Below are 26,958 nucleotides of genomic sequence, written 5' to 3'. Positions count from 1 at the left end.
GCATAGCTTAGAGGAGAAGAGACAAATGAATACAAAAAATTTAGTATTAATGGCGCTGTTAGTTGGGATTGGTGCCACACTTTATGTGATTATCCCGGGTTTTAATGGTGGCATGAAGCCTGACTTTATGCTAACAATGATGTTTATCGGAATTATACTATTCCCAACATTGAAGGAAACATTTTTATTATCGCTCGCAACTGGCGTTCTATCTGGGCTATTTTCAACTTTCCCAGGTGGCTTCGTACCTAACATTATTGATAAAGCAGTAACAGGCTTTGTCTTTTTAATCATCGTACTGATTTTACGTCATAGCGTTCAAAAAGCAGCCGTATCCATTATCATAGTAGCTACTGGAACAATTATTTCTGGCACAACATTTTTAACAATGGCGCTGCTATTAACAGAAGTACCAATTGATTTTTCAGTGTTATTTGCAACAGTCGTATTACCAGCAACTGCCTTAAACGCAATTGCTTTTGCAATCATTTTCCCGATTGTCAGCAAATTACTAAAGCGTTCAAACTTCAAAACGTCCGTATCACATGCGTAAAATAAAAAAGAAGCATCCGAAAAGCGTGCAAAACACCGCTTATTGGATGCTTTATTTGTTTTAATGAAAGGAAAAGCCTCCGAATCCCAAGCCTATCATATTCTCGCTGCTTCTTACTTTCAAGAAACACGATTGAAATGTTGCAAAAGCAGTGGCTCGGCACGCTTTTCGGACGCCCCATCCCCCTATCGTTTGTATAATCAATACACGAAATGGTTTAATATAAATATAAAAGAATTAAGGAGAGATGTTTTATGAAGGCCAAGCCATTTTTAATTGGGTTAACTGCTGGAATCGTCGGTGGTGCGATTGCCACGATTTTATCCGCCCCACAATCAGGCAAAGAGCTGCGAACGAATATTACAAGCTTTTCAACGAGTACGAAGGAACGCTTAAACGACGTTAATTTTCAAACAAAAAATGTCAAGCAATCTTTTAGTAATTTATCAAATGAAGTAAAAAACAATATTCCTCAAATAATAAAAGAATTATCGCAATCATTCACAAGCTTCAAACAGCAAATTGAACCAGAAACGGCTCTATTAAAACAAGAAATCGAAGGATTACAGAAATCTATCGGCGAAATCGAGCAAAATCTATCGCAATTCACTGAAAAAGACGAGAAACAAAAACAGGTATAAAGAACCATCCGACCGAAGAAAGATATTCATTTTATTATTATTTTTAATAATTTTAGATGTTTCTCTTGATGAATGTAATTATTTTATTTTTCAAACTTTAAACTTTTTTCTTTTATTGCTATAATATTTTAAAATTGCAACGAAAGAAGAAGGTGAAGATTTTGTCTGAACAATTATATACAACGAAAGAAGCAATGCTTTATAGCCAAAGAACTGCCCAGCTATCTAAAGCTTTATGGAAGGCTGTGGAAAAGGATTGGCAACTTTGGATTAAACCATATGACTTAAATATAAACGAACACCATATTTTATGGATTTCGTTTCATTTACAAGGCGCATCTATTTCAGATGTTGCAAAATTTGGTGTAATGCACGTTTCTACAGCTTTTAATTTTTCAAAAAAATTAGAAGAGCGTGGCTTATTGAAATTTTCAAAGCGCGATGATGATAAGCGCAATACATATGTGGAGTTAACAGAAGCCGGTTCACAGTTAATCATTTCAATGAATGAACACTATCACGACACACCACACTGCATTTTAGATGGCTCTCTACCTTTGCGCGAAATATATGGTAGATTCCCAGAGTTTTTAGATGTTATGGCGGTTATTCGCAATATTTACGGCGAGGATTTTATTAAAATTTTTGAACGCTCTTTTAAAAATTTTAAAGAAAATTTTGACCAAGTACATTCATCTTCCCAGCAATAATAAATAATACGAGGCTGTCTGAAGGGTGGTGCATTTGCACGCTTATCAGACAGTTTTGCAATTTTATCCCGTATTAACAGGCTGTAAGACCCCCACTTCAAAACAACAGATAAAATCAAGATGTTTAAGTGGGGGATCCAACAGCCTGTAAAAACCCGATTGGTGAACCTTCAATCAGTGGGGGATGAAGAAAACCCCCACTGATTGAAGGTTCACTTTATCCCGCATTAACGGGCAATAAGACGCCCACTTCAAGACTTGAATGAAATCTGCTTAAGGATAAGTGGGAAATCAACTGCCCGTAAATGCCCGATTCGTTCAACTAACAATCAGTGGGGGGATGAGGAAAACCCCCGCTGATGGAAGTTTCACTTTATTATTCCTATTTAGCCCTCTCTTAATCAATCGCGCCAAAGCGTAAGCATAATTGATTAAGGAGGGCTAGCTTCATCTATGCTTTAAGCTGAAAAAAATAGCAATTTACTTACTTTTTCTTTACAATAGTAATACTATATTTGCAGGATAATTAAGAAAGAAGGTGTACTATGCATTGTTGGAAAACAATTAATACTGTATCTGAATATGGCATCGTGCGATTAACATTATTAGCTGTCCTAACTTTTGTCTCTGTTTTTTGCACGTCCTATGTGATGACAAGCTTACAATTACGTGCCCCGCATACAGATAAATATTTGCTTTTCTTTTTTATAGCTGTTCTTCTTTTATATCCAGTTCATAAAGCAATTCATTATCTAGCATTATTAAAATATCGAAAAAAAATAAAATTTCGCTGGAAAATCATTTTTCGCATCGTTCCTATCATGCGCTTACGTTTGAAGGAGCCTATTCCTAAAAATCGTTATGTACTCGCGTTGCTGACGCCTTTTCTCTTGCTAAATAGCGCATTTTTAGCAGTTGCGATATTTTTTCCACCATACTCACACTATGCTTGCTTACTACTAGGCTTTCATAGTAGCATATGTTTAATTGATTTATTAAACGTCAAAAATTTGTGGCATGCACCTGCTAATTCATTGATTGAGGAAACGCCGAAAGGCTATGAAATATTAGTGCCTGCTGGCGTGTAGCAATAACTTGTCTTACTAGTTATATATTTGGTATGCTTGACGATGAATCGAAAGAGAGGAGGAATAGGCTTGCTATTAGTAGTAATCATACTATTCTCTGTATTTTACTTATTCCAAATAAACCGCATGACCTATGCTCTTTGTATACGCAAAGAAATTCCAGAAGAAAAGCAACCGAAAATCTTTCGTACGATTAATGTTCTCATAACGATTTTATTAGTTTCTTTTTATATGGAAGTATTGTTTACTGTTTAACAGTGAAGTGACGTCTCGAAAAGCCATTTTGAGACGGCTCCTTTCACTTTGTAGCAAAAATAAAACAGGCTGTAGAAAAAGACATGCAATAGCATACTTTTTCTACAGCCTTTTTTTTAACTAGTAAAGATATGCAGCACCGACAATGATAAGTAAAATGAATAATACAACAATCAGCGCGAAACCTGAACCGTAACCGCCGCCATTGTAGCCTCCACCGCCCATTGTGCTCCCTCCTTTCACCTTTCTATCATCTATCGTATGCACTCTTCAACTTAAATCTTAGGCACTTTTGGTATGCAACCATTTTGTTTTTTTTTCGTTTATGTTATAGTAACTATTGCATTTAAAAGAAAGTTAGGAGCGTAAATTTCACATGAAAAAAACATTTTTAGCAATAACGCTTGCAGCCTCCCTAGGTTTAGCGGCATGCAGTAACCCCGGAAAAGAAGTAATCGTTACTTCAAATGTAGGGGATTTAACACAAGACGAATTTTATAAAGAAGTAAAAAGCTTAGCTGGCGAACAATTATTACAGCAAATTATGGTTGAAAAAATCCTACTTAACAAATACAAAGTAACAAATGAGGAAATTGAAGCAGAATTGACTACAGTAAAAGAATCTGCTGGTGAGCAATTTGAAGCATTACTTCTACAAAATAATTTATCAGAAGAAGCTTTAAAGGAAAATATTCGCTTCAACTTATTAAGTCAAAAAGCTTTGGAAGATATGGAAGTATCGGATGAAGATATTCAAAAGTATTACGACCAAGCTAGCCAAGAATTAAAAGCTCGCCATATTTTAGTGAGTGATGAAGAAACTGCAAAAGAAGCTATTGAGCGTATTAAAGGCGGAGAAGATTTTGCAACTGTTGCTGAAGAAATGTCATCTGATGGCTCGGCAGCAAACGGTGGCGATTTAGGCTGGTTCTCAGTAGGTATGATGGTGAAAGAGTTTAATGACGCAGCATATGCACTTGAATTAAACACAATTAGTGAGCCTGTAAAATCACAATTTGGTTACCATGTAATTGAAGTAACTGAAAAACGTGATGTTGAAGATTATGGTACATTCGAAGAGAAAAAAGACGAAATTCGTGAAGAGCTTCTTGCACAATATAGCATGGATGATGTAATTGCAAAATTATTAAAAGATGCTGAAGTAGAAGTGAAGGATGCTGAGTTAAAAGGCACATTCGACAAATATTCAACAAAATAAAATGAAGAGGTGTATGAAAAGTGATTTGTTAGGTCACCTTTTATACACCTTTTGTTTTTTCAACCCATTTTCGGTTATGTCTTAATGCTCTGGATAGTATGTTTTTTAGTTTTTCTTAACGAATTCCGATTTTAACTTCATCGGACCAAAGCCGTCAATCTTACAATCGATATTATGGTCGCCTTCTACTAAGCGGATGTTTTTTACACGTGTTCCGATTTTTAATGTAGAGGAGCTTCCCTTTACTTTTAAATCTTTCACTACTATGACAGTATCTCCATCGGCTAATAAATTGCCGTTGGCATCGCGAACTACTAAGCCTTCCTCTACAGCGGCTTCCTCTGCTGCTGTCCATTCATGAGCACATTCTGGGCAAATATATAACGTCCCATCCTCATATGTATACGCCGAGTTACACTGTGGGCAATTTGGTAAATTTTCCATTAAAATTCCTCCTTTACTAATCCCCTCTATACTGGCATATTCACTCAATAAATTCAAGCTAAGCACAAATATTACTAGTGATTAACAATGAAATATTCGTGTTTTACACAAAAAATTCACTCTTTTTTTCATTTTACAGCAGGAATTTTAAGAATTTTGCCATAATATTAAGAGAACAGTATATTATATACTTAAGCTTGAAAAGAAAAAAGGAGTGTGTCAACGTGAGTACAACTAATCAACGCGCATTTAATTTTAATGCTGGTCCATCTGCTTTACCATTAGAAGTATTACAAATAGCAGAGAAGCAATTAATCAATTTTAACAACACAGGTATGTCTGTTATGGAGCTTAGCCACCGCAGTAAAGATTTTGAGCAAGTACATAATGAGGCTATTGCACGTCTTCGTCAGCTTTATGCTGTACCGGATAATTATGAAGTAATTTTTTTACAAGGTGGCGCAAGCTTACAGTTTTCAATGATTCCAATGAACTTTTTACAGTCAGGTGAACAAGCTGATTATATTTTAACGGGAGTTTGGTCTGAAAAGGCATTAGCTGAAGCAAAGCTATTTGGAGCTCCTGTTGCAGTTGCCTCTACAAAGGATAATCACTATAAAAATATCCCATCTGTACATCAAATAAATTTTAATGATGCGGCTGCTTACGTTCATCTTACATCAAATAACACAATTTACGGTACGCAATGGAAGGACTTTCCGACAACAATTGCTCCATTAATCGCTGATATGTCGAGCGATATTTTATCGAAGCCTATCGATGTGAGTAAATTTGCTCTTATTTATGCTGGAGCACAAAAAAATCTTGGTCCTTCAGGTGTGACAGTTGTAATAATTCGCAAGGATTTACTAGAAAAGGCCCATAATAATATTCCTACAACGCTAAAATACTCAACGTTTACAGAAAATAATTCCCTATACAATACACCGCCAACATTCGGTATTTATATGCTTGGCGAAGTATTGAAATGGGTAGAAAAGCAAGGTGGCTTAGAAAAAATTGCTACACATAACGAAGCAAAGGCAAAGCTAATTTACGATGCCATTGATGGCTCTAACGGCTTCTATATTGGACATGCTGAAAAAGAAAGTCGCTCACTAATGAACATCACGTTCCGTCTAGCAGACGAGGAGCTAGAAAAGCAATTTTTAGCTGAGGCAAAGGCAGCAGGCTTCGTCGGCTTAAACGGCCATCGCTCAGTTGGCGGCTGCCGCGCATCGACATATAACGCGGTCCCATATGAAACATGTAAAGCGTTGGCAGACTTTATGCACGCTTTTCAGGCTAAACATTAATCAAAAAAGAGGCGCCCCAAAAGCAATATATTTCCTGCTTTTGGGGCGCTTTCGATGATGTTTCATCATAGAAACCTCTAAATAAAATAAAGAAGAGTTTCTTTGAAAATAGGAGAAACACTGGACTTAGCTGTTTTCTTTTGAATTTCAAATAAGCATAAGCTAATTTTTTTAATATTAACGCTCACATTTGAAGGCGGTTTTTGAATTAAATTGTCGGCTTATAAAATGAGCGGTTATCTAGTGGAAACAGTCTCTCTGTGAATTCGCCCGGCTTTGTTTTATCCAATGCACGCTTCAGCATATTCATTTTCGCATCAATATTATCAATATAATGCAAAATTTCTGCTTCTTGAATCATTGGTTTTTTCGGGCTACCCCACTCCTCTTTCCCATGATGTGATAATACGAGATGTTGGAGCAGCATTACCTCTTCACCCTCAATTCCTAGCTCTACGGCTGCCTGTCCAATTTCGTTTACCATAATTGAAATATGGCCAAGCAAATTGCCCTCTATCGTATAAGCTGTTGCAATTGGCCCTGTTAATTCAGCTACTTTTCCAATATCGTGTAAAATAATTCCTGCATACAGTAAATCAGTATTCAAGGTTGGATATAATTCAGCAATCGCCTTTCCTAAGCGCAACATCGACACAACATGGTCAAGTAAACCTGATACATAGTCATGATGATTTTTCGTTGCCGCAGGGTGCACAAGGAGACTAGGCTGATGCTTTTTAATTAAATGACGTGTAATGCGTGAAATGCTTGGGTTTTTAATTTCAAAGAAAAATTGCGTTAGCTCCTCCATTAACTGTTCTTTTGGAATAGCTGCTGATGGTACTAAGTCGCTAACTTGTATTCCTTCCTCTGGACGTGCTACACGAATTTGTTTTATACGTAGTTGATTTTTACCTCGGTAGTCATGGATTTCTCCACCTACACGGACTATCGTTTCAGCTTTATACATATTTTCATGCTCTTCATTTGTATCCCATAGCTTCGCCTCAATATCACCGCTTTTATCTTGTAAAATAAGTGACATAAAAGGCTTCCCTACTGTCGTTACGCCCTTTGTAGCCTGCTTAATTAATAAAAATTGGTCAACGGGCTCTCCAACTTGAAGTTTAGTAATTCCTTCCACTACGAAATCACTCCTTTTCTTGACATTCATCGTTTACAGTACGATTCACTGCTCTTATTGTACCATGATTCGATTAAATAATATTAATAACTATCCACGGATGAGTAAAATAGAAGAAAACAATAGACAGAAAATGAATGTTCATTCATAATATATTTATGACAATACAAAGGGTGGGAAATTCTATGGAAAATTACCGGTTTACAGCATTTGAAAAAACAGGAGAAACATTATTTGATGAAGTATGGTCATTTGATAATGATGAGGCTGCAAAAATCGAAGGGCAAAAACAAATCGATGAAAAAGGGCTATCCGATAAAACACATCGACTTGTAAATTCGGCAGGCAAACTTATTTTATTCCACGTCTAAATTGCTAAGGGCAAACGCTAAAACTATTTGTCATTAAAACAAACAGTTGTTTGAAAAGCAGTGTACTACGATAATAGGATATATACACTCTTTAACCGTAAAAACATGCTTTTCAGACATCTCACGTGGTCTCGAGAAGCTTATTTTATTTATTTGCGACTTTCTCAGATTTATTTGTTAAAAGCTCCCGCAGTCTTTAAAAAAAGGGCATGCCTCAAAAGCTGAGGTATGCCCTTTCTATTTACTAAATCCTACGTTATGACGCTAATGGCTCGAGTATTTCGTATATTTCTTCGTTTGTTGGTACATGCAAATACATGCGCAATTTAATAATACGTGTTAGCTCACGATGAATTAAGTTATCTGCAAATTGTTGCTGATTGTTTGCTAAATACATTTCTTTCAATGTTTTCGACATATTATGCAATGCTTCAAAATCAAGTAAAGCTTGCTCTAACTCTTCTTTATTTAACAAATATTCCTCAGCTAGTATCATCAAACGCTCATTAAAAATATCTAGCATTTGCAAAGCATCGTCACGTATAAAAAAATCTAACACACGCTTTGTTATTTTACTTGCCGAGCTACTACCAATAATCAGCCCAATAATACCTCCAATTAGGCTAACAATTGCTGTGCTCACATTTGGAATCGTTAGGCCAACCGCGCTACCTATTATAGTTCCCGTAATGCCGCCAGCCACAATTGCGGCTGTTTTCGCAACATTTTTAAATAATTGTTGCGAGGACATTTTTCCTTTTACTGTACGGGCGATATCTTCTGCCGACATCCTCCCCGTTACAAGTGCACCTGTCACAGTATTCGCATTCAATAACATCATGCCTTTTTTTGTTGCAATAGAGCCAATCATTGCCTTTTTAGTAATAGTAGCAGCCATCTTTTTTGAAGCCATTTTCACACCGCCTGTTTTCAGAGCACCAGCTATATCTGGATTCAAGTTAAAATCAGCTGTAACGTCATGATGATTGTATAATTGCGATGCAATTACTTCCTCAGCAAATGTTTCTCCTAAAACGGCTAATCCTGTACGAATCCCATTTCCTATTGCGACTTTACGTGAAGCCCCGTTCCACTTGCTTTGTGCATAAGCTATAACAGCACTTATACTAATTGCATCATTGATGAAATTAATACGTCCCTCTTCATCCATCATTAAGCCATGGATGTTTCTCGCAACTGTCATATGTTTTATTTGTGCATAAGTAAATGCACCTTTTCTAATCATCTGTGTTAAATTTTTTGCCCCATTTTCTCGTTGCCTAATCGCTTCAACAATTGCCTCATATTGCTCAAATGGAACTTCTAGCAATAAGCGCTCACTATTTGTTATGTACTGTAGACAAACTTCTACCGTATGTTCCGCTATAGGGCAATACACATTTACGCTCTTAGATGTATTATATTTGGATTCCATATATGTTTCCCCCGATTTTATCCATTCTATAATAATCATCTTTAGCTAAGTTGTACAGTGAATTTTATTTGAATAACAAATTTGTCCTTTTTTAAGTAGAATAAGGGTCTGTCCAAAAGCCGTGCATAGCCGGCATTTTGGACAGTAGCGATGATGTTTCGTAAAATGTTGATTCATATAAGCAGAGAACGCCTCTTTTAAAAATGGGATGAACATTGGCTTTAGCAGCGTTATCCTTTAGTAAAAGGGAAGCGATGAAAACATTGATTCCAATGCAGTGTCAAAACAAAATGGACTTTTCGGACAACTCCTTTGCGAAACTACTATTTTTCAATACAGTTAGCCCTCTTTTTATATGCATTGTGCGACGAGCTTCAAAATATAATAGCTAAAAAAATAAGATGTTGAGATTTTACATCACAACAACTTATTTTAAACTTCTAGCTACTCTCCTATAAAATTAGGTTGACGCTTTTCTACAAAAGCTGTAATGCCTTCTTGATGGTCTTTTGTTTGACGCATTTTTGCCTGGGCTATTGCTTCAGCTTGTAGGATGCGCTCAAGCTCGGGTAGTTTTTCTTTGTGTAAAATTTCTTTAGTTGCAAGCATAGAGGCAATTGGTGATGCTAACACTTTACCGACAATTTGATCAACCGTTGCCGCTGCAGCGCCGTCAGGAACAACATAATCAATTAATTGCTGGTCAAATGCCTCCTTTGCTTCCATTACTTTACCTTCCCAAATAAGCTGCTTCGCCTTTGCTACACCTAGACGCTCCTTCATAAAGAAATGCCCGCCACCATCAGGTACAAGCCCAATGCTAATAAAATTCATTGCTAGCTTTGTGGAATCCTCTGCAACAATAACATCACTTGCTAGCGCTAGACTAAAGGCTAAGCCAGCTGCTGCACCATGAATTTGGGCAATCGTTAGCATTGGTAGTGTGTAATAGCCTATTGCAAAGCGCGTAATATACGACATAATCGTTTCGAAATCAATCGCTTCATTTGCTCCAAGCATCATCTTTATATCGCCACCTGCTGAAAATGCACGTCCCTCCCCTTTAACAATTAAAACTTGGACTTCCGGCTGTTGATGTAGCTCCTCCATACAATCAGCTAATTCCTGCATCATTGTAATATCCATCGCGTTCATTGCCTGTGGTCGATTCAATGTTAAAATTGCCTTGCGTTCTAATATTTCTAAATTAATTGTCGTATAGCCCATGAAAAATCCCCCTTAAATAATGAATAACCATTCACTTTTATAATTCTACTTTTCTTTTCAAATTCCTTTTTTATTCAACAAATTTTTGAACGAAAATAATTTATCAAAAATCAAACATTTAAAGTAGCGTAACTTAATTATCTTAATATTCCGCAATCTCAGCTATAGCAAGCATTCCAATAAAATGAGAACGCTTCCAAAACACGAACATTCATAGTTATAAATTATCATTTCATTCGCCTTTCGGTGAATTAATTTCAGTTTATTATGAAATTCTTTTTATTTTTTCGGAAAAAGGCGTTGACAAAGATTTATTCTCGGCTTATGATGTTATCAAATTTAATTATGCAAAATATTTTGATGGAGACATGCTCGTCGTACTTATTCTTAAGAGAGCTGATGGTTGGTGCAAATCAGTGAAGAAGGCGAATGTAGTTCCACTCCTGAATAGATAAGTGGAAAATTATAGTAAACTTATCCGTATCATGCGCGTTACGCATCTTAAAGATTGCAATTATAATTTTCGGAATATTTTTGCAATGAATAAGGGTGGTACCGCGTAACTATGTTCATTATAGCCTTTCGCCCCTTACATTTTAATGTGAGGGACGGAAGGTTTTTTATTTTGATTCACTCCCTTACGTGGGAGGAGAGTAAAACGCTTGTCCACTCCATGGTTTAGTGAGTACTCAAACATCAACTAAATCAAAATAAAGCCTCCGCTGAATGTCACAAATTATGAAGAAGAGTTTTTCAAGTAGGCTTGGAAAAAGTTTAGACGCAATTACGCCAATACGTAATTGATTTTTAAAATAAAGGAGAGAATAAACCATGACAACAAAAACATTAGAAAAAGCAACAAAAATAATTACGGTGTTTATCGCTGACCCATTAAGTGAGGATGGTATTTATCCGTTAATCCAAGAAGGTGAATTAGAATTAAATATTATTGTGGATACAGGTTTATCACAGGAGCAATTAATTAACAAAATTACAGATATTGATGTGTTATTAGTTCGCTCTCAAACTACTGTTACACGTGAGGTAATTCAAGCGGCTAAAAATTTAAAGCTAATTGGTCGCGCTGGTGTTGGTGTCGATAATATTGATTTAACAGCGGCTACTGAGCACGGCATTATTGTTGTAAATGCGCCAGATGGTAATACAAATTCTGCGGCTGAGCATACTATTGCTATGATGACGGCTTTAGCACGTTACATTCCACAAGCATTTAATACATTAAAAAATGGCGTATGGGACCGCAAATCATATGTTGGAGTGGAGCTAAAAAATAAAACATTAGGTGTTATTGGTATGGGGCGCATTGGAGCTGAAGTAGCGTATCGCGCAAGAGGACAACGCATGAAAGTTATCGCCTATGATCCATTTTTGACAGAGGAACGCGCAAAGGAGCTAGGCATTACGAAAGGCACTGTCGATGAAGTATGTGCTGTGGCAGACTTTATTACAGTGCATACACCTCTCTTGCCGGAAACGCGTAATCTTATTAATAAAGAGCGTTTCGCCATAATGAAAGATGGGGTACGTATCATTAACTGTGCACGTGGCGGCATTATTAATGAGGACGATTTATACGATGCGATTGTTGCTAAAAAAGTAGCTGGTGCTGCACTCGATGTTTTCATAACAGAGCCTGCAACAGACCATAAGCTATTAACACTACCTGAAGTGATTGCTACACCGCATTTAGGTGCGTCTACTATAGAAGCACAGGAATCTGTTGCTGTCGATGTATCTAATGATATTATTAAGTTTTTCAAAACAGGCACTGTTACAAATCCTGTTAATATGCCATCAATTTCAAAAGAAAAGTTTGCACAAATCGAACCGTTTTTCGAACTTGTTGAAAAGCTCGGAAAATTCCTTATCCAAGTAACTGATGAATCTATAAAAGAATTAAACATTTCATATGCTGGCGACGTAGCAAACTTTGATGTACGCCCTTTAACAGCTAATGCTATTAAAGGACTGCTTTCAACAAATCATGGAACACATGTTAATAATGTCAATGCCCGCTATCTTGCAGAGCGTATAGGTATAAGCATTAATGAACATAAAACAACGACTGCAAAAGGCTTCACAAACTTAATTACAGTTGAAATTAAAACAGCCAATGAAACACATACTGTAGCGGGAACTTTGTTAAATGGCTTAGGCCCACGCATCGTCAAAGTAGAAGGCTTCGTTGTTGACGTTATTCCAACAGGCAATCTATTGTATATTAAAAATACAGATAAACCTGGAGCTATCGGTCGCGTAGCCACAAAATTGGCTGAAAAAGATATTAATATCGCAACAATGCAAGTGGGACGCGATATGGTCGGTGGCTCAGCAGTAATGATGCTAGCAATCGACAATATTGTAACAGCAGAAGACTTAGTCTATGTAGCACAGCTTGAAAACATTGATGAAGTGAAGGCTATTACGCTATAGTGCTTTTTATGATGGGCTACTGAGGTAAGTATCTCCATTTCTCAGTAGCCTTACCACTTTTTCAAACTTCCTCTTTTACTTTTTTGTTATTTGTAGCATATAATTGTATGTATACAATTTCCATGTAGAGAGCTGTTAATGCCTTTTGAAGCGTTAATTATTTAGGCGGGCATGATTTTTTTAGACAGTCCCATTAGCTAAAGGAGGAGTTTTTCATGAAAAAATGGGTCTATAGTTTGCTTGCTTTATTATTCATTAGTGTAGCTTTTTTTGATATAGAAATAATGGCTGCACAAGACGAGATTGCGATTCGAACAGTGGTAGAAGAAACATACTTATTGTCAGATGACTACGTTACTCCACTCGCATCGCTAGCACCGAGGGCAATTGTAATTTTACATAATGTCCATGCAGGGTGGGCACATATTGAATATAAGGGACAGCAAGGCTATGTACCTTCTGTTACGTTAAAATCTGCTCAACCAACCTTAATGCTCGCATCGGCAAAAAATCCTCCGATTGTACGAGAAACAACAGAAGGGCAAACGAAGCATTTAGGCAACGTTCCTATAGATAGTATCGTGCAAGCCTATGCAACAAATGAAGATAATTGGTATTTTGTCCAGTATGGTCATTTAACTGGCTATATCATCGCGACAGCACTTAAAGCGCCTACTTCTCAAAAAATGCTCGTACAGAAGCAAGAGGGGCTTGTTGTACGCAATATTGCTAGTAAATCTGGAGCGAATCTCACTAGCATCCCTACAAATACAAAAGTGGACGTATATACAAACATTCAAGGCTGGGCATATGTTGTAACAGAGAAAAATATTCAAGGCTATGTACTGGCAAACGGTTTAAAAGAAATCCCTATTCCTAAACTAGGTAAGTACAGTCAAGGGACTGTCACAAAAACAAAGCGTATTGCCTTAACTTTCGATGACGGACCCCACCCTACCGTTACAGCACAAGTATTAAAAACATTGGAAAAATATGATGCTAAAGCAACATTTTTTGTGACAGGACATCGCGTCAATAAAAGCCCTAAAGTATTAAAGGAAATATACGAGGCTGGGCATGAGATTGGCAACCATACATGGAGTCACCCTAAGTTGACGACCGTATCTTTTGAACAGGCAAAGGCACAAATTAATGAAACAAATAAAACGGTTGAGTCAATTATCGGGCAAGAGCCTACTTTATTCAGACCACCATATGGCGCATATAATAAAGAGATTTTAGGCTCACTATCCGTTCCCTTAATTATGTGGTCTGTTGACACGCTTGATTGGCAGCACCGCACTCCATCAAAAACATTAAAGGCTGTACAAACTGGTGCATATAATGGCAGCATTATTTTAATGCATGATATTCACCAAACGACGGCCGACGCTTTAGACAGCATACTGAGCTATTTAACGAAGCAAGGCTATGAGTTTGTTACGGTATCAGAGCTAATTACACCAATTAAATGAAGACTGCATCTCTAAGCAACGATTTTGCTTCCTCAGTAGTGGAGCTTCAATCTATTAAAGAATGCCTATCGTTTTCTAAATAAAAAATGGCTGTTAGAAAGTAAGGCTAATGCGCTACTTTCTGACAGCCATTCTATTTTTATCGATTCAACTCTGCAAAGGTCAAATAGTTCTGAGCTGAAGCTGTTTGTAGTAAGTCTAAATTATCTGCGATGACTATCCCTGATAAACAGGCAATTGCAAATACACCTGTAGCAATAAGAAATGATAAATTGCGATGAACTTTTTGCATTTCACTATTCGAGGTTTGCTTATCTTTGCTGCGTACTAAAGTGAAAAAACGCGCTCGTTGGCTTTCTTGTGCCAACACATAATGACATGCCAAACAAAGCTCTGCCACATGCCCTTCAATCGATAATTGATTTATTTCTACTATGCCGGCTACACGTCCACAATTTTCACAACAATTCATTTTCATAAGCATTTTCCTCTCCATTCGCTATATTCTATTATATCTAAAAAATTAGAAAATTCAATATTTTGAATGGTAAATACTTAAAAAGTGGCTATAATAATCTGTTTAAACGACTATTATTTTAATAAAGTGAATCTTCAATCCGTGGAGGCTTTTCCCCACGGATTGTTAGTTGAACCAGTCGGGCTTTTACGGGCAGTTGACCTCCCACTTATCCTTCAGCCGATTTTCACTTAAGTCTGGAAGTGAGCGGCTTACTGCCCGTTATTGCGGGATAAAGTGAATCTTCAATCCGTGGAGGCTTTTCCCCACGGATTGTTAGTTGAACCAGTCAAGCTTTTACGGGCAGTTGACCTCTACCTTATCCTTCAGCTACTTTTCACTTAAGTCTGGAAGTGGGCGGCTTACTGTCCGTTAATGCGGGATAAAGTGAATCTTCAATCCGTGGAGGCTTTTCTCCACGGATTGTTAGTTGAACCAGTCGGGCTTTTACGGGCAGTTGACCTCTACCTTATCCTTCAGCTACTTTTCACTTAAGTCTGGAAGTGGGCGGCTTACTGTCCGTTATTGCGGGATAAAGTGAATCTTCAATCTGTGGAGGCTTTTCCCCACGGATTGTTAGTTGAACCAGTCGGGCTTTTACGGGCAGTTGACCTCTCACTTATCCTTCAGCCGATTTTCACTTAAGTCTGGAAGTGAGCGGCTTACTGCCCGTTATTGCGGGATAAAGTGAAACTTCAATCTGTGGAGGCTTTTCTCCACGGATTGTTAGTTGAACCAGTCGGGCTTTTACGGGCAGTTGACCTCTCACTTATCCTTCAGCCGATTTTCACTTAAGTCTGGAAGTGAGCGGCTTACTGCCCGTTATTGCGGGATAAACAAAAAACGGAGTTGTGCGAAAAGTCTATTTTGTTTTGACACCGCATTGAAATAAATATTTTCATCGTTTCCCTTTTACTAAAGGATAACGCTGCTAAAGCCAATGTTCATCCCATTTTTAAAAGAGGCGTTCGCTGTTTATATGAATCAACATTTTGCGAAACATCATCGCTACTGTCCAAAAAGCCGGTTATGCTCGGCTTTTTAGACAGCCCCACCTCGACCTACAATTTTTTGATAAGCTTTAAAAGTTGCGTTAATGATTCTACTTCATATGTAGGCTTCACATCTGGATGCGGCTCTTTATTTTCTCGATTAATCCAAACATTTTTCATACCAATACGCGATGAACCTAATATATCTGTCATTAAATTATCCCCAACCATGATAGACTTTTCGACAGTTGCACTAGCTTTTTCTAGCACATATTCAAAAATCGATGCATCTGGCTTTCCTTTTCCGAAATCACCTGAAATAATAATATGGTCAAAATATGGTACTAGCTCTGGTGTTATTTCAAGTTTTAAATTTTGTAAGCTTGGTGCACCATTTGTTAGCAAAATGAGCTGATATTTTCCCTTTAGCTCGTCCAACACTGCGAATGTATCCTCATATAAAAAAGGACTTTTTTTACGTTCCTCTACAAAGCGCTCCCCAAGCTCTGCGCCAAACGTAGCATCCGCTATCCCAAGCTTTGCCAAACCTCCAGTCCAAGCTTGCGCACGATATGCTGGTACAAGTTCCTTCATTTTTTGAAACATTTCTGTCGGGTCATCGAATGTTCCCCATAATCCCTCAAATGGATTAATGCCAATTAGCACTGTATAATCATATGTTTCATATGACTCGTAAAGTTCCCTCGCACTTTCACGCACCGCTTGCTCCAACTGCTTAGCATCAACCGAGTGACGCTCACTTGCATAAGCGCAAGTATGGTCAAATGCTGTTTGCACAGATTTTTTGTCCCATAATAATGTATCATCCAAATCAAAAATAATCGTCTGAATTGTCATAAGGCACTCCCTAACTTATGTATTATTCTATTATCCTACCATATTTGTAGTCATTATTTCGTGTCGATACATCAAACCTTTCAGAACATTCTTTCATCGAATACACAGGTCTTTTTGAATATATCAGCTCCGCATATTTTTAGGGAGGTATTCTACGTCCCCAAAACCTTCTGATATATCATTCAAAGAAAAGTTCGCTTTTAAACATATACGAAACGTCCGAAAAGCATGCTAAAGCACTGCTTTTCGGACGCTCTCTTATTTGCGCTTTTTACGTAATGCTCGCATCATTTGTTCAATTTTTGTTTGTTGTGCGTTCGTTTCTTCAGCGAGTCGCTGTATCGTATAGACGCCATTATCATAGCTAATTGCTACGATATCCCCTTCAGATAACAGCTCGCTATATTCACTGCAATGAATAATTAGCTGTTCTGTCTCCTCTGGTCGCTTTAAAAAAATTGCGTACTCTCCTTCAAAGCGATCCAATGTATAGTTATTCAAGCTCACTTACAATCTCTCCCTTTGCATTTATAAGCTGTGCTGCATCTCCACTATTCGCCCATATTTGCTTTGAAGTCCACTTTAGTGTGCCTTTGCTATCCTTTGCATCAGGCCCACTCGTAATTGATAATTTAGCGTTTTGTTGAAGCGTTATATTCGGAAAGTTAAAAACTTGGTTTCCTTCTACCGATACAAGCTTCCAGCCTTGTAAGGAAACAGGCTCATTTCCCGTATTTTGAATGACAACAACCTCATTTACTAAATCTTTACTAATTAATTCAACAGTTGCTTTAGATGTACGAATAGAGCTTGTTGCACCAATGCCTGTCCACTCTTCTGCTGTTGTATTATAGCTTGTCCCATCCGTTGTAAAAACAATCGTCCCAGCCTCAGCAGTGCCGTATAGCTTACTTTGAACAGCAAGTGCATTATCAATTACTTCAGCATGTGGATGTCCATATTTATTGTCTTGTCCGTAGCTTAGCACAACAGCCTCTGGGCGCACTGCCTGCATAAACTCTAATGAGCTACTTGTGTTTGAGCCATGATGCCCCGCCTTTAACACAGTTGCTTTAATATTTTCCTTTACTAATTGCTTTTCGATATTGATGCCTGCGTCCCCTGTTAGTAAAAATGATACTTCTCCATATGTAATTTTTAAAACGATGGATGCATCATTATTATCCGAAGCATCTTCATCGGCATAAATTGCTTCTACGCTTAATTCCTTATCAAAATCGATAACTTCCCCTTTTTCTGGCACGCTATAGGAAATGTTCTTATCGGATATTAATGTGAGCATTTCCTCTAGTGTTTGCGATGTATGTACTTTTCCTGAATCTAGAAAGTGTCCGATGGAAATGGAGTTTAAAACAGCAATTAGCCCCCCGATATGGTCTGCATCAGGATGTGTAGCTACAACATAATCTAATCTTTTTACACCTTGCTCTCGTAAATAGGCGACAACTGTTTTCCCAGCTCCTTTTATTCCTCCGTCTATCAGCATTGTTTTACCATTTGGCGATTGAATCAATATCGAATCGCCCTGTCCTACATCAATAAAATGCACCTTCATTTCATGACCAGAAATCGGCTGCTGTTCGGGTTGTTGAATGTCAAATGTACAACCAATAAGTAAAAAAACAACAGCCAGTAAACTAAAAATTAATTTTTTCATTTATACCTCTTCTTTTCTCCTATTTCGCATAAGTGATTTTAAAGTCATCACGCCCATTGCGTTTCACTGCATATAATTCTTCATCTGCTGTTTTTAAAAGCTCAGTGAAATTTCCAACCTTTGTAGCATTTATTATATAAGCACCTATACTTATGCTAATTTGCAAACGCTCGTCTTTCATTAAAATAGATTGTGTCTTAAAAAACGAATAGAGCGTCTTAATAATTTCTTCAAATTGCTGCACATTTTCGGTGCGCACACAAGCGATAAATTCATCACCACCATAACGTGCAAAAATAGCATCGTATTGTGCAAACAGCTGCGCTGCACTTGTTGCAACGAATTTTATAATTTCATCACCTATTAAATGACCATACCGATCATTTACTTGCTTAAAATAATCGATATCAAAAATAATACAGCCAACATAATGCTTATGGTAGGCAGCGTCTAAAAGATGCTTAGGAGCTTGATGCTCCATATAACCCCGATTGTAAATTTTCGTTAATGGGTCAATAAATGATGCCATTTTATATTTACGCTTCTTTTCATCTAATTGAAATTTCAATAATGCACGATTATAGGCCTCTTGCTCGTGCTTTTCTAGCAATTCAATATATTCCTCTTGGGCGCTAACAAGCTTCTCCGTTTTATTACTCTTTTTATAATAATCGATAAGGGCTCGTTGCACCACTTTTACCATATAAAGATCGCCTTGCCTAATAAAGATCTGCTTCGCTTTTTCAGCAGCTTCAATTGCTCGCTCCATACACCCTTTGGAAAATTCAAGTGCCATTTCCGCATTATACAATAATGCTTTATTGCGATCATCACGGTCCTGCCCATATACATTTTGGATTTCCAGCATTTCCTTATATAGCTCTTTGGCAGCTTCTACATCTCCAACATAAGCAAAGGCAATTATTGAATTTCCTATGATTGGCAATAAGTCAATTTTCTCATAATCAAAGTATGATAATTTCTCAAGTGCCTTCACAGCATACTCCTTTGCCTGCTCATAATCCTTTAAATCATAGTAAAGATTAGATAAATTTGAGTATGTGTGGCAAAGTTGCCGATGCTTCTCTTGCTCGCGGGCGAGCACCTCTGCCTTGAACATCGCTTCTTTCGCCATTTCTGTATGATTTAACACTGTGTATAAAATACCCGCTAGTCCGTAGTACAAGCTATAATGCTCGTTCGATGGATGGTTGCTACAAATTTGCTCTACTTGAAAGAGCGCAGCGAAAGCTTCTTCATAGTTGCCTGTATATACATAGGCAACAATCCTATTTTTCAATATATCGAGTATGTCATCAACTTCATTTAATTTGAATAATGTATTTGCAATTTCATCACTCGCTATAATTATTTCTTCATAGCGCTCTTCCACACGTAGGTGTCTAATTGTTCCCGCAAGCTCTTTTAGTGTACCTTTATTCATCAGTGCACCTCCCAGAATATCCCCCAAAAAGCAGGGGAGTTATATAATGCTATAGTCGCAGTTAATATAAATAATAAAACAGGAAATAACATATAATAAATATGCTACTCCCTGCTATTTTACCTAATTTTTACGTATAAATCATTTAAAATTTCAATTTTTTTCTTAATTGATTCTTCAAAAGTCACGATATACGCTGCCGGGTCTTTAGGATTGTGGAATTGTGTTATTTTTCCTGTTTCAGGATGTACAAATTTTGATGAAGCACCACAGCCGATTCCTAAAATTGTCTGCACTTCCTCCATAATTACGATATTGTAAATAGACTCCTCGCCCGGTTTACAATAACCGACATTTTCTAAATTACCTAAAATATTTTTTTGTCGATATAAATAATATGGGACATAACCATTTTCTTTTGTCCAGTCCGTTGCCATTTGCATCATCTGACTCACTGTATTACGGTCTGCTACACGGTACTTGTCTTTATTGCGTGTCATTTCTGATGCGCGCTTAAAGCTTAACGTATGGACTGTAAGAGATTCCGGCAACATCTTCGCTGATTCATTTAAAGAATGCTCGAATTCAGTAATACCTTCGTTCGGCAACCCGATAATTAAGTCCATATTAATATTATTCATCCCATGCTCGCGTGATAGCCAAAACTTATCAATCGTTTCTTGCACTGTATGATGACGACCAATCGCTTTTAAAGTTTCTTGCGTATAGGACTGTGGATTGACAGAAATACGGTCGATTCCCCATTTTTTAAGCACTTCTAGTTTTTCCGGAGTAATTGTATCAGGACGCCCAGCCTCTACTGTAATTTCGCGAATCGTTTGTGGGTTTGGGAACGATTCAAACATCGTTTTATAAAGTGCGTCCATTTCATCCGCTTCAATTGAAGTAGGTGTTCCACCGCCCCAATAAATCGATGTTATACGCATATTCTTTTCCGTCAACCATTTACCCATTTCACGCAATTCAATATGCAAGCCGTCAATAAATTTATCTACGCGCCCTTGCTTGCGGTTGCTTTGAATGGCATATGCGGGAAATGTGCAATAAGCACACATCGTCGGACAAAATGGCACGCCAATATAAATTGAAATTTCCTGCCCTAGCTCATCTAAATCAGGAATAATTTGTAGCTGTCTCGCTACAATTTCCTTCATTAAAGAAATTTTAGCATCCGATAGACGATAATCCTTTTTTAGCACCGCAAAAATTTCTTCCTCATGCATGCCCGCTTTACGATACTTATGATACAGCTTTGTTGGACGAACTCCTGTTAAAATACCCCATTGCTGCGTCATACCTGTGTATTGTTCAAGCACATCCAGCATTACATGTGATAACGCACGCTTTATACGAATATTTTGCTCCTTTTCCGTTCCTTCCGTTGTATAACGAATGGCATAATCACTTGTATAGTTCTTTCCATCAACTGTAAGCTGTGCTGCTGTATGAATTGTAAAATCAGCCTCGACGCGATGCTGAAAGACAATTTCCATGTCCGCACCATCTTGTGTAAATTGTATAACAGAATCCTCATAAAAAAGATTAGCAATATGATTTAATACTCGATTCCAATCTTCTTTAAATTGTTCATTTATTTTTATCGTTTTCATTGTTTTTTCTCTACCTCATTATAAATTGGTGTATAGGGGGCCTCTGAAAAGCGTGCAAAGCATTACTTTTCAGATACTCTGTTTGTTTTATTTTAAAAGGCTTTAAACAGGGAATCTAACACTTTTTTCTATAAATAAAAATCATCTTGTCTTTTTTAAAAGTCTCATTCAACTGTTATAAGCATTAAGGCATGCTTTCTACGACGCACCGCCCAAATTAACATACAACTATTATTGTACCAAAAAACAAGGTTGCCTGAAAAGCGTGCGAACGCACTGCTTTTCAGGCAACCTCGTTTATTTTTATAGCCCATCATAAAGCGTTTGAACTGGTTTTGTTAAAATACGGTTCACTTCTTCGATTACACGACTTAAACCCATTTCGGCTTCAAGCATTGCAAGAATTTTTATATTTTGCTGAGCAAGCTGTGCTGCCTTTTGTGCATAAGCAAGCTCATCCTCTAGTAGCTCTTCCCCAGACATTTGCTTTTGTTGTAGCTTCATTTGAATATCGCGGAAATTTGTAAATAAGTTTTTCGCTTCATCATCGTTACGCACAGCTTCAACAGTTTCTTGCAATAACTTAAATTCATCTGTTTTGCGAAATGTCGCTTCTAATCTGTTAATATCCTCATAAATGTTAATCATCGTATTCCTACTTTCCTTTTAATTTGTCATAAAGACAATAATCGCTTGCACAATACCAACGATACCACCAATAATGCCACCTAGCCATGTAATCATACGCAGTTCGCGGCTAATTATGCCTAACACAAGCTCTTCAAGCTTAGCAATCGGGAATGAGTCCACTTGTTGACGCACAACTTCCGCTAAGTTTAGACGTTTTAATACATCTTCAATTTTACCTTCTGCTGCTTGGAATGCTTTATCCATCACTTTTGGTAACAGCTCGTCATTTGTCCAGTTTTGCCCCTGTGGCCAATAATCATTAATTGTTTTGTCTAGACGCGTTTCAATGGCAAGCTGCTCTTTCGCATATGCTTGAATGCTCTGTTCAATCGTATCAAAGTTTATATCTTTCATAAAGTCCATTGCAGGACGTTGTTTAATTTTTTCCCATTCTGCTGAAAAAATGCGATATAAAAGAGCGCTTGTACCTGGCGCTTGTAAAAAGCGGATTAGTTCGCGCTGTACCTTTTCAACGAGCGACATAGAATCACCCATAAACATTGAAATCATGCCACCAAAGGAACCTTTTGAATTTAAAAAGTCATCTAATAAATTTTTAATCGTTTTTGCACCCTCAGGCGATTGGAAGTAAGCCACTCCCTTATCCAAAATTTGCTCGACAGCATCGCCAATTTTTTTATCTAGTACAGGCTCTAAATCCTCAGGCATTAACTGCTGAATTGTTTTTGTTGCCAGCACATTTTTTACGGATATAAATTGATTGGCAATGACTGCATCAACTTTTTGCTCTAATAGAGCCGGAGTATGCTGCAAATTCGCAAGCTTTAACCAGTCATTAATCGTTCTGTCCTGTGTGAATACCTCTGCTGCTACTTTTTGACGAGCAAACTCAAGTACATTATCCCGCACATCTTGCGATAAAAATTTCTTTTTAATCGTATCTGGTGTTAATAAATAATCAGCTACCGTTTTCCCTAACTGAATTGCTAGCACATCACGTCTTTTCGGAATAAGTCCCGGCGTTAACGGCAGGCGCCAGCGCATAAAATAAATCGGCTTATACGGACGAAACAGCATTTTAATCGCCATATAATTTGTCGCCGCTCCAACAATTGCTCCAACACCCGCAAGTAAAATTAATAGTCCAAATAAACTATCCATTGTATCCTCTCGTTTCTATATCAATTACGCTCATATTGTATAACAGAAATGCCATATTACAAAACAATCGCTATTGCATAAGCTTTCACTTATTTAGTACGATAAATAGGAAGGAGTGGTTTCATGATTCAACATTTTAATTTTAAGCCATTATTTGAAAACAAGCAGCTACCCGGCTGGTTAATTAGTTTTTTTTATAAACAGCAGCGCTATCAAGCAGAGTACCATAAAGATGGTAGCATTCGCTTTATCGGCGCAAAACCAACCGAGGAGGATTTGGTGATTGTTGAGAAGATGATACATGAGCTGATGTTATTTCATGTGTACGACTAAAGGTGCCTGGCACGCAAACAATTCTGACAATTCACTACAACTTAGGGTACTAACAAAATTTGTTAGTGCCTTATTTTCATTGCTATCCCCCTTCTCATAACAGTGACGATTGTGCATATACTAGACTAGCATCGTGCTAGTAGGGGGGACGCTTTGGAAATTATTCAAGGAATTTTATCTATATATATGCAATTTTTCGACTGGAATATGTGGAAGGACGTTTTAACGGACCCTGTATCATGGGGATTAATATCTACACTCATTATTATTGAAGGTTTACTCTCAGCAGATAATGCGCTTGTCTTGGCGGTGTTAGTGAAGCATTTGCCGAACAAGCAACGGAAGCGAGCATTGATGTATGGGATGATGGGTGCTTATTTTTTTCGATTTTTATTTATAGGCATTGGCGTTTATTTAGTGGAATTTTGGTTTATCAAATTGCTAGGTGCCTTGTATTTGGGGTGGCTGTGTGTTGCTCATTTCGCTCAAATAGGGCAAGAAGACAGTGTCAAAGAGGTTAAAAAATCAGGGTTATTAGTTCGCATTTTCGGAAGCTTTTGGGCGACTGTCATTATGATAGAGTTAATGGATATCGCTTTTTCACTTGATGCCATATTTGCTGCGTTTGCAATATCCAGTGAAGTTTGGATATTAATGATTGGAGGAATGTTAGGCATTTTAATGATGAGAACAATTGCGGGTTTATTTTTAACCGTCATTGAAAAAATACCTGAATTAGAAGAAGCAGCCTTTCTCATTATTGGCATCGTTGCACTAAAAATGCTCGTTAGTATAATTGGCATACATGTTCCACACCATATGTTTTTCCTTGTTTTAATCATTGTCTTTATCATTACTTTCGTAATTCATTTTAAAAAGAAGCTTAGGGTGGCTTAATCTTTCATTTTTATCTTTCCTGAAATTAATCCATGTTTAGCACTGTGTCGAACCAAATAGCATTTTACTCATATAATATGGAGGAAAAATGGATTAGCAGTTTCGAGGAGGATTCGATGCAGTGGATTACTATCATTCTTGTAGGTATAGCAGTAAATTTAGATAATTTGGGGATAAGCCTAGCATATGGGATGAAACGAATAAAAATCCCTCTAGTATCAAACGCTACAATTGCGATATTGTCCATGATTATAACATATGTAGCAGTCACAGTCGGTGTAGCATTGATTGACTATATTTCAGTATATCTTGCCAATTTGTTAGGTAGCCTTTTACTATGTGTTATTGGCGTATGGACATTGTTATCACATCGATTGATTAAAACAAATCGTGTGAAATCATTTGATAAAGATAAAAATTCCATCCTTTCTTTAAAAGAAGCGATTCCCTTAGGGTTTGTGCTCTCTGCCAATTGCTTAGCTACAGGTATCGCAATTGGTGCAAATGACATTTCGACAATATGGATGGTCATTTCCATTGGTGTTTTTTCCTTTATTACAGTAGCTATTGGTAGCCATTTTGGTATTTTATTAACCAAAACATTTATCGGACAGTACTCTACAGCTATTTCAGGCTGGTTACTTATCGCGATTGGTATTTTTGAAATCTTTGCTTAATTGAGTGTGTGCCTGGCACGCAAACAATTCTGACAATTCACTACAATTTTAAAAGCGTCCTACAAGCAGTGCCATTACTGGCTTGTAGGATGCGCACCGTAATATTTCTTCGAAATTTCTACTAGCATTACTCCATCGCATCTGCCTTTTTAAAATAGGCTTCTACAATCGATATCGGATTTGTATTTGTGTAATCGCCACGCTCTCTTGACGTTAAAGGTGTATAATATTTAAACGAATTTTCCTGCTCATAAAACTCTACTACATACTGAGCATTTTCTTCTTTCTCCTTTTCTTGCGGCATGATTCGTGTACCTTCCATCTTACTAATAAACTCCTCCAACAGCTGCGGATTATCTATAATACGTTTTTCTTTCGTCGGCACATCCATAATAATTATTTTATCTACATTTTCAATCCCAGACTCTGATAAGGCATCTTCTAGTCTCGCTAATTGGTTGGCACAGCCTGTTAACAGTAAGATAAATAACAATATAAAGTGAATTTGTTTTTTCATTTTATCGCCTCCTGTTAATTCCTTATTTCAACATGAGTTTACAGAACATTCAATCGTTTTAATATTTATCAATATCGAATATTTTATTGAAATATAAAATAGTTTATACGATTAATAAATCCTAAATTGACAATATAAGTGTTTTATATTACAATAATACCCATATTTATCTCTATCAGGTAATTTAATACTATAAAAAGGAGCTATAAAAGTCAAATTATACCCTTCATAAAATATAATTTTATGAATTTCTACTTTTATATTTTAATATATGCTTGATAGAGGATAATTATTAACAAGTTATTTTTAAATGGAGGAGTTATTAATGAAAAGAATATTTACATTTCTAACAGTATTAATTTTATTATTAAGTTTATCTCCTAGTAAATCATTAGCTTATAGTTGGGCTACTTATCTCCCTAGCTCTGGACCAGCTTCCTATGTTGCTAGAACATATTCAGTAACGGGGCTATTAGCTGAAAATTGTAACGGCGTTTATGATGCACGTTTACATTTTAGCGCTGGAGCATACAGTACTAGCTCGTTTAATTTAAATAGCCACACAGTACTTGTTACATCTATTTCCAAAGGTGCTGTACGGGGTGGCATGTCTACATCTTATAATACGGAAAGTTCTGCTACAGTAGTTTATGATAGCTCGCTTTTTGGACGACGACTTGATCAAGGTATTACCCACAATGTTAGTTGGAATCGAAATATACCACTAGGTTCACTAAATCGTTCTGCAGCAGTCGGTGTATCAACGATTTCTGGTCTTGATTCGTCAACATATGCTTGTGGAACAGAAGTATAGCAAACATGGGTTGTCGGAGGCTATCAAGGCTACCAAGTAGAAAATAATTACCAGGCTTCACCTCAATATACTGAGATGGCAGAAAATTTAATTGTTAACTCTTTAAATTTAGAATCTAGTCTACAAGAGGACTTCAAAAAATCTAATTCTAGTATTAAATTAGATAATGTATTAGTAGATCAATATTTACAAACTGAGTCTAATGATGTGTTGTCTATCATCCAACAAAAAACACCTGTTATCTTTAATAGTTTAGATGAGCATCAATTCATAAAAAAACAATATAATGATAAAATATATGAAATAGCTTATCATCAAAATTCTGCAAATGAAGATTTAATTACAATAAAATATCAACAAGATGATATGTATATTGCTATTGTTTCTAGTTTAACTGAAGATGGAGTTTTTTCTTATCTTGTTAATAAATAGTTTATTATACATGAGCATCTAGTA

The 26,958-nt window shown here is 37.0% G+C and carries 29 protein-coding genes and 1 other annotated feature; of the genes, 15 read left to right on the top strand and 14 right to left on the bottom strand.

Annotation, left to right across the window (positions count from 1 at the left end):
* The first annotated feature begins 25 nt into the window (after positions 1-25).
* From MHH70_RS15765 to MHH70_RS15745, 5 genes are all read left to right on the top strand, one after another.
* Positions 26-553, top strand: a complete 528-nt coding sequence (locus MHH70_RS15765; protein ID WP_066167236.1) for a tryptophan transporter — start codon at positions 26-28, stop codon at positions 551-553.
* A 254-nt stretch (positions 554-807) separates the two neighbouring features.
* Entirely contained in the window at positions 808-1,194 is a 387-nt protein-coding gene (locus tag MHH70_RS15760; RefSeq protein WP_066167239.1) for a YtxH domain-containing protein, read from the top strand.
* Between the two features lie 161 nt (positions 1,195-1,355).
* A complete protein-coding gene (locus MHH70_RS15755; protein ID WP_066167242.1) occupies positions 1,356-1,904 on the top strand; it encodes an HTH-type transcriptional regulator Hpr in 549 nt (182 codons plus the stop codon).
* A 545-nt stretch (positions 1,905-2,449) separates the two neighbouring features.
* The gene (locus MHH70_RS15750) at positions 2,450-2,992 is read left to right on the top strand and encodes a DUF3267 domain-containing protein (protein WP_342471926.1); all 543 of its coding nucleotides are present in this window, start codon (positions 2,450-2,452) and stop codon (positions 2,990-2,992) included.
* Positions 2,993-3,061: 69 nt separating this feature from the next.
* Positions 3,062-3,247, top strand: a complete 186-nt coding sequence (locus MHH70_RS15745; protein ID WP_066167248.1) for a hypothetical protein — start codon at positions 3,062-3,064, stop codon at positions 3,245-3,247.
* Between the two features lie 120 nt (positions 3,248-3,367).
* Here MHH70_RS15745 and MHH70_RS15740 read toward each other — a convergent pair whose 3' ends face one another.
* The gene (locus tag MHH70_RS15740) at positions 3,368-3,472 is read right to left on the bottom strand and encodes a YjcZ family sporulation protein (protein WP_082799037.1); all 105 of its coding nucleotides are present in this window, start codon (positions 3,470-3,472) and stop codon (positions 3,368-3,370) included.
* Positions 3,473-3,623: 151 nt separating this feature from the next.
* Between MHH70_RS15740 and MHH70_RS15735 the strand changes: the two genes are divergently transcribed.
* Entirely contained in the window at positions 3,624-4,466 is an 843-nt protein-coding gene (locus MHH70_RS15735) for a peptidylprolyl isomerase (protein WP_107943300.1), read from the top strand.
* A 105-nt stretch (positions 4,467-4,571) separates the two neighbouring features.
* Here the strand turns inward: MHH70_RS15735 and MHH70_RS15730 are convergent, their stop codons facing one another.
* A complete protein-coding gene (locus tag MHH70_RS15730; protein WP_066167254.1) occupies positions 4,572-4,910 on the bottom strand; it encodes a zinc ribbon domain-containing protein YjdM in 339 nt (112 codons plus the stop codon).
* A gap of 224 nt (positions 4,911-5,134) precedes the next feature.
* On the opposite strand from MHH70_RS15730, the gene serC reads away from it, so the two are divergent.
* Positions 5,135-6,226 carry a 3-phosphoserine/phosphohydroxythreonine transaminase gene (gene serC / locus MHH70_RS15725; protein WP_342471925.1) on the top strand — a complete coding sequence of 364 codons (1,092 nt, stop codon included), beginning with the start codon at positions 5,135-5,137 and terminating at the stop codon, positions 6,224-6,226.
* Positions 6,227-6,434: 208 nt separating this feature from the next.
* Here the strand turns inward: serC and yhaM are convergent, their stop codons facing one another.
* Positions 6,435-7,370, bottom strand: a complete 936-nt coding sequence (gene yhaM, locus MHH70_RS15720) for a 3'-5' exoribonuclease YhaM (RefSeq protein ID WP_066167263.1) — start codon at positions 7,368-7,370, stop codon at positions 6,435-6,437.
* A gap of 185 nt (positions 7,371-7,555) precedes the next feature.
* Between yhaM and MHH70_RS15715 the strand changes: the two genes are divergently transcribed.
* A complete protein-coding gene (locus MHH70_RS15715) occupies positions 7,556-7,741 on the top strand; it encodes a YhzD family protein (RefSeq protein WP_066167266.1) in 186 nt (61 codons plus the stop codon).
* Positions 7,742-7,997: 256 nt separating this feature from the next.
* Here MHH70_RS15715 and MHH70_RS15710 read toward each other — a convergent pair whose 3' ends face one another.
* Positions 7,998-9,176 (bottom strand): hypothetical protein, encoded by a 1,179-nt coding sequence (locus MHH70_RS15710; protein ID WP_342471924.1) that lies wholly within the window; start codon positions 9,174-9,176, stop codon positions 7,998-8,000.
* 444 nt (positions 9,177-9,620) lie between these two features.
* Positions 9,621-10,403, bottom strand: a complete 783-nt coding sequence (locus MHH70_RS15705; RefSeq protein WP_342471923.1) for an enoyl-CoA hydratase — start codon at positions 10,401-10,403, stop codon at positions 9,621-9,623.
* 348 nt (positions 10,404-10,751) lie between these two features.
* Positions 10,752-10,996: a binding site (T-box leader), on the top strand.
* Positions 10,997-11,234: 238 nt separating this feature from the next.
* On the opposite strand from MHH70_RS15705, the gene serA reads away from it, so the two are divergent.
* Complete coding sequence (gene serA, locus MHH70_RS15700; protein WP_066167273.1) at positions 11,235-12,857, top strand: phosphoglycerate dehydrogenase; 1,623 nt, start codon at positions 11,235-11,237, stop codon at positions 12,855-12,857.
* 215 nt (positions 12,858-13,072) lie between these two features.
* Positions 13,073-14,332, top strand: a complete 1,260-nt coding sequence (locus MHH70_RS15695) for a polysaccharide deacetylase family protein (RefSeq protein WP_342471922.1) — start codon at positions 13,073-13,075, stop codon at positions 14,330-14,332.
* Between the two features lie 139 nt (positions 14,333-14,471).
* On the opposite strand, the gene MHH70_RS15690 is transcribed toward MHH70_RS15695, so the two are convergent.
* The 8 genes from MHH70_RS15690 to MHH70_RS15655 all read right to left on the bottom strand — a co-directional run bounded on the left by MHH70_RS15690 (position 14,472) and on the right by MHH70_RS15655 (position 23,264).
* Complete coding sequence (locus MHH70_RS15690) at positions 14,472-14,810, bottom strand: DNA polymerase III subunit delta (RefSeq protein ID WP_107943305.1); 339 nt, start codon at positions 14,808-14,810, stop codon at positions 14,472-14,474.
* A 1,100-nt stretch (positions 14,811-15,910) separates the two neighbouring features.
* Complete coding sequence (locus MHH70_RS15685) at positions 15,911-16,699, bottom strand: HAD family hydrolase (protein ID WP_342471921.1); 789 nt, start codon at positions 16,697-16,699, stop codon at positions 15,911-15,913.
* A 258-nt stretch (positions 16,700-16,957) separates the two neighbouring features.
* Positions 16,958-17,206 (bottom strand): DUF3006 domain-containing protein, encoded by a 249-nt coding sequence (locus MHH70_RS15680; RefSeq protein WP_066167285.1) that lies wholly within the window; start codon positions 17,204-17,206, stop codon positions 16,958-16,960.
* Positions 17,193-18,377, bottom strand: coding sequence for an MBL fold metallo-hydrolase (locus tag MHH70_RS15675; protein WP_107943307.1), 1,185 nt, complete (start codon positions 18,375-18,377; stop codon positions 17,193-17,195). Before MHH70_RS15675 ends, MHH70_RS15680 begins: the two co-directional genes overlap by 14 nt.
* A 19-nt stretch (positions 18,378-18,396) precedes the next feature.
* Complete coding sequence (locus MHH70_RS15670) at positions 18,397-19,821, bottom strand: GGDEF domain-containing protein (protein ID WP_342471920.1); 1,425 nt, start codon at positions 19,819-19,821, stop codon at positions 18,397-18,399.
* Positions 19,822-19,940: 119 nt separating this feature from the next.
* A complete protein-coding gene (locus tag MHH70_RS15665) occupies positions 19,941-21,452 on the bottom strand; it encodes a coproporphyrinogen III oxidase (RefSeq protein ID WP_342471919.1) in 1,512 nt (503 codons plus the stop codon).
* 303 nt (positions 21,453-21,755) lie between these two features.
* Positions 21,756-22,100 (bottom strand): YlbF family regulator, encoded by a 345-nt coding sequence (locus tag MHH70_RS15660; RefSeq protein WP_066167297.1) that lies wholly within the window; start codon positions 22,098-22,100, stop codon positions 21,756-21,758.
* Positions 22,101-22,118: 18 nt separating this feature from the next.
* On the bottom strand, positions 22,119-23,264 hold the full coding sequence (locus MHH70_RS15655) for a DUF445 family protein (protein WP_342471918.1): 1,146 nt from the start codon (positions 23,262-23,264) through the stop codon (positions 22,119-22,121).
* 123 nt (positions 23,265-23,387) lie between these two features.
* Here MHH70_RS15655 and MHH70_RS15650 point away from each other — a divergent pair, with 123 nt between their 5' ends.
* From MHH70_RS15650 to MHH70_RS15640, 3 genes are all read left to right on the top strand, one after another.
* A complete protein-coding gene (locus MHH70_RS15650) occupies positions 23,388-23,597 on the top strand; it encodes a YheE family protein (RefSeq protein ID WP_107943311.1) in 210 nt (69 codons plus the stop codon).
* 153 nt (positions 23,598-23,750) lie between these two features.
* On the top strand, positions 23,751-24,494 hold the full coding sequence (locus MHH70_RS15645) for a DUF475 domain-containing protein (protein ID WP_066167304.1): 744 nt from the start codon (positions 23,751-23,753) through the stop codon (positions 24,492-24,494).
* Between the two features lie 116 nt (positions 24,495-24,610).
* Complete coding sequence (locus tag MHH70_RS15640; RefSeq protein WP_066167307.1) at positions 24,611-25,171, top strand: manganese efflux pump; 561 nt, start codon at positions 24,611-24,613, stop codon at positions 25,169-25,171.
* Between the two features lie 127 nt (positions 25,172-25,298).
* On the opposite strand, the gene MHH70_RS15635 is transcribed toward MHH70_RS15640, so the two are convergent.
* A complete protein-coding gene (locus tag MHH70_RS15635) occupies positions 25,299-25,688 on the bottom strand; it encodes a hypothetical protein (RefSeq protein ID WP_107943313.1) in 390 nt (129 codons plus the stop codon).
* Positions 25,689-26,013: 325 nt separating this feature from the next.
* Here MHH70_RS15635 and MHH70_RS15630 point away from each other — a divergent pair, with 325 nt between their 5' ends.
* Entirely contained in the window at positions 26,014-26,502 is a 489-nt protein-coding gene (locus MHH70_RS15630; RefSeq protein ID WP_107943314.1) for a hypothetical protein, read from the top strand.
* Positions 26,503-26,577: 75 nt separating this feature from the next.
* Positions 26,578-26,934, top strand: a complete 357-nt coding sequence (locus MHH70_RS15625) for a hypothetical protein (protein WP_342471917.1) — start codon at positions 26,578-26,580, stop codon at positions 26,932-26,934.
* Positions 26,935-26,958: the final 24 nt, after the last annotated feature.

The sequence above is a fragment of the Metasolibacillus sp. FSL H7-0170 genome (assembly GCF_038593115.1).
Taxonomy (GTDB): domain Bacteria; phylum Bacillota; class Bacilli; order Bacillales_A; family Planococcaceae; genus Metasolibacillus; species Metasolibacillus fluoroglycofenilyticus.
Note: the sequence above shows the minus strand (reverse complement) of the source record. Positions and strands in the feature narration are given on the sequence as shown.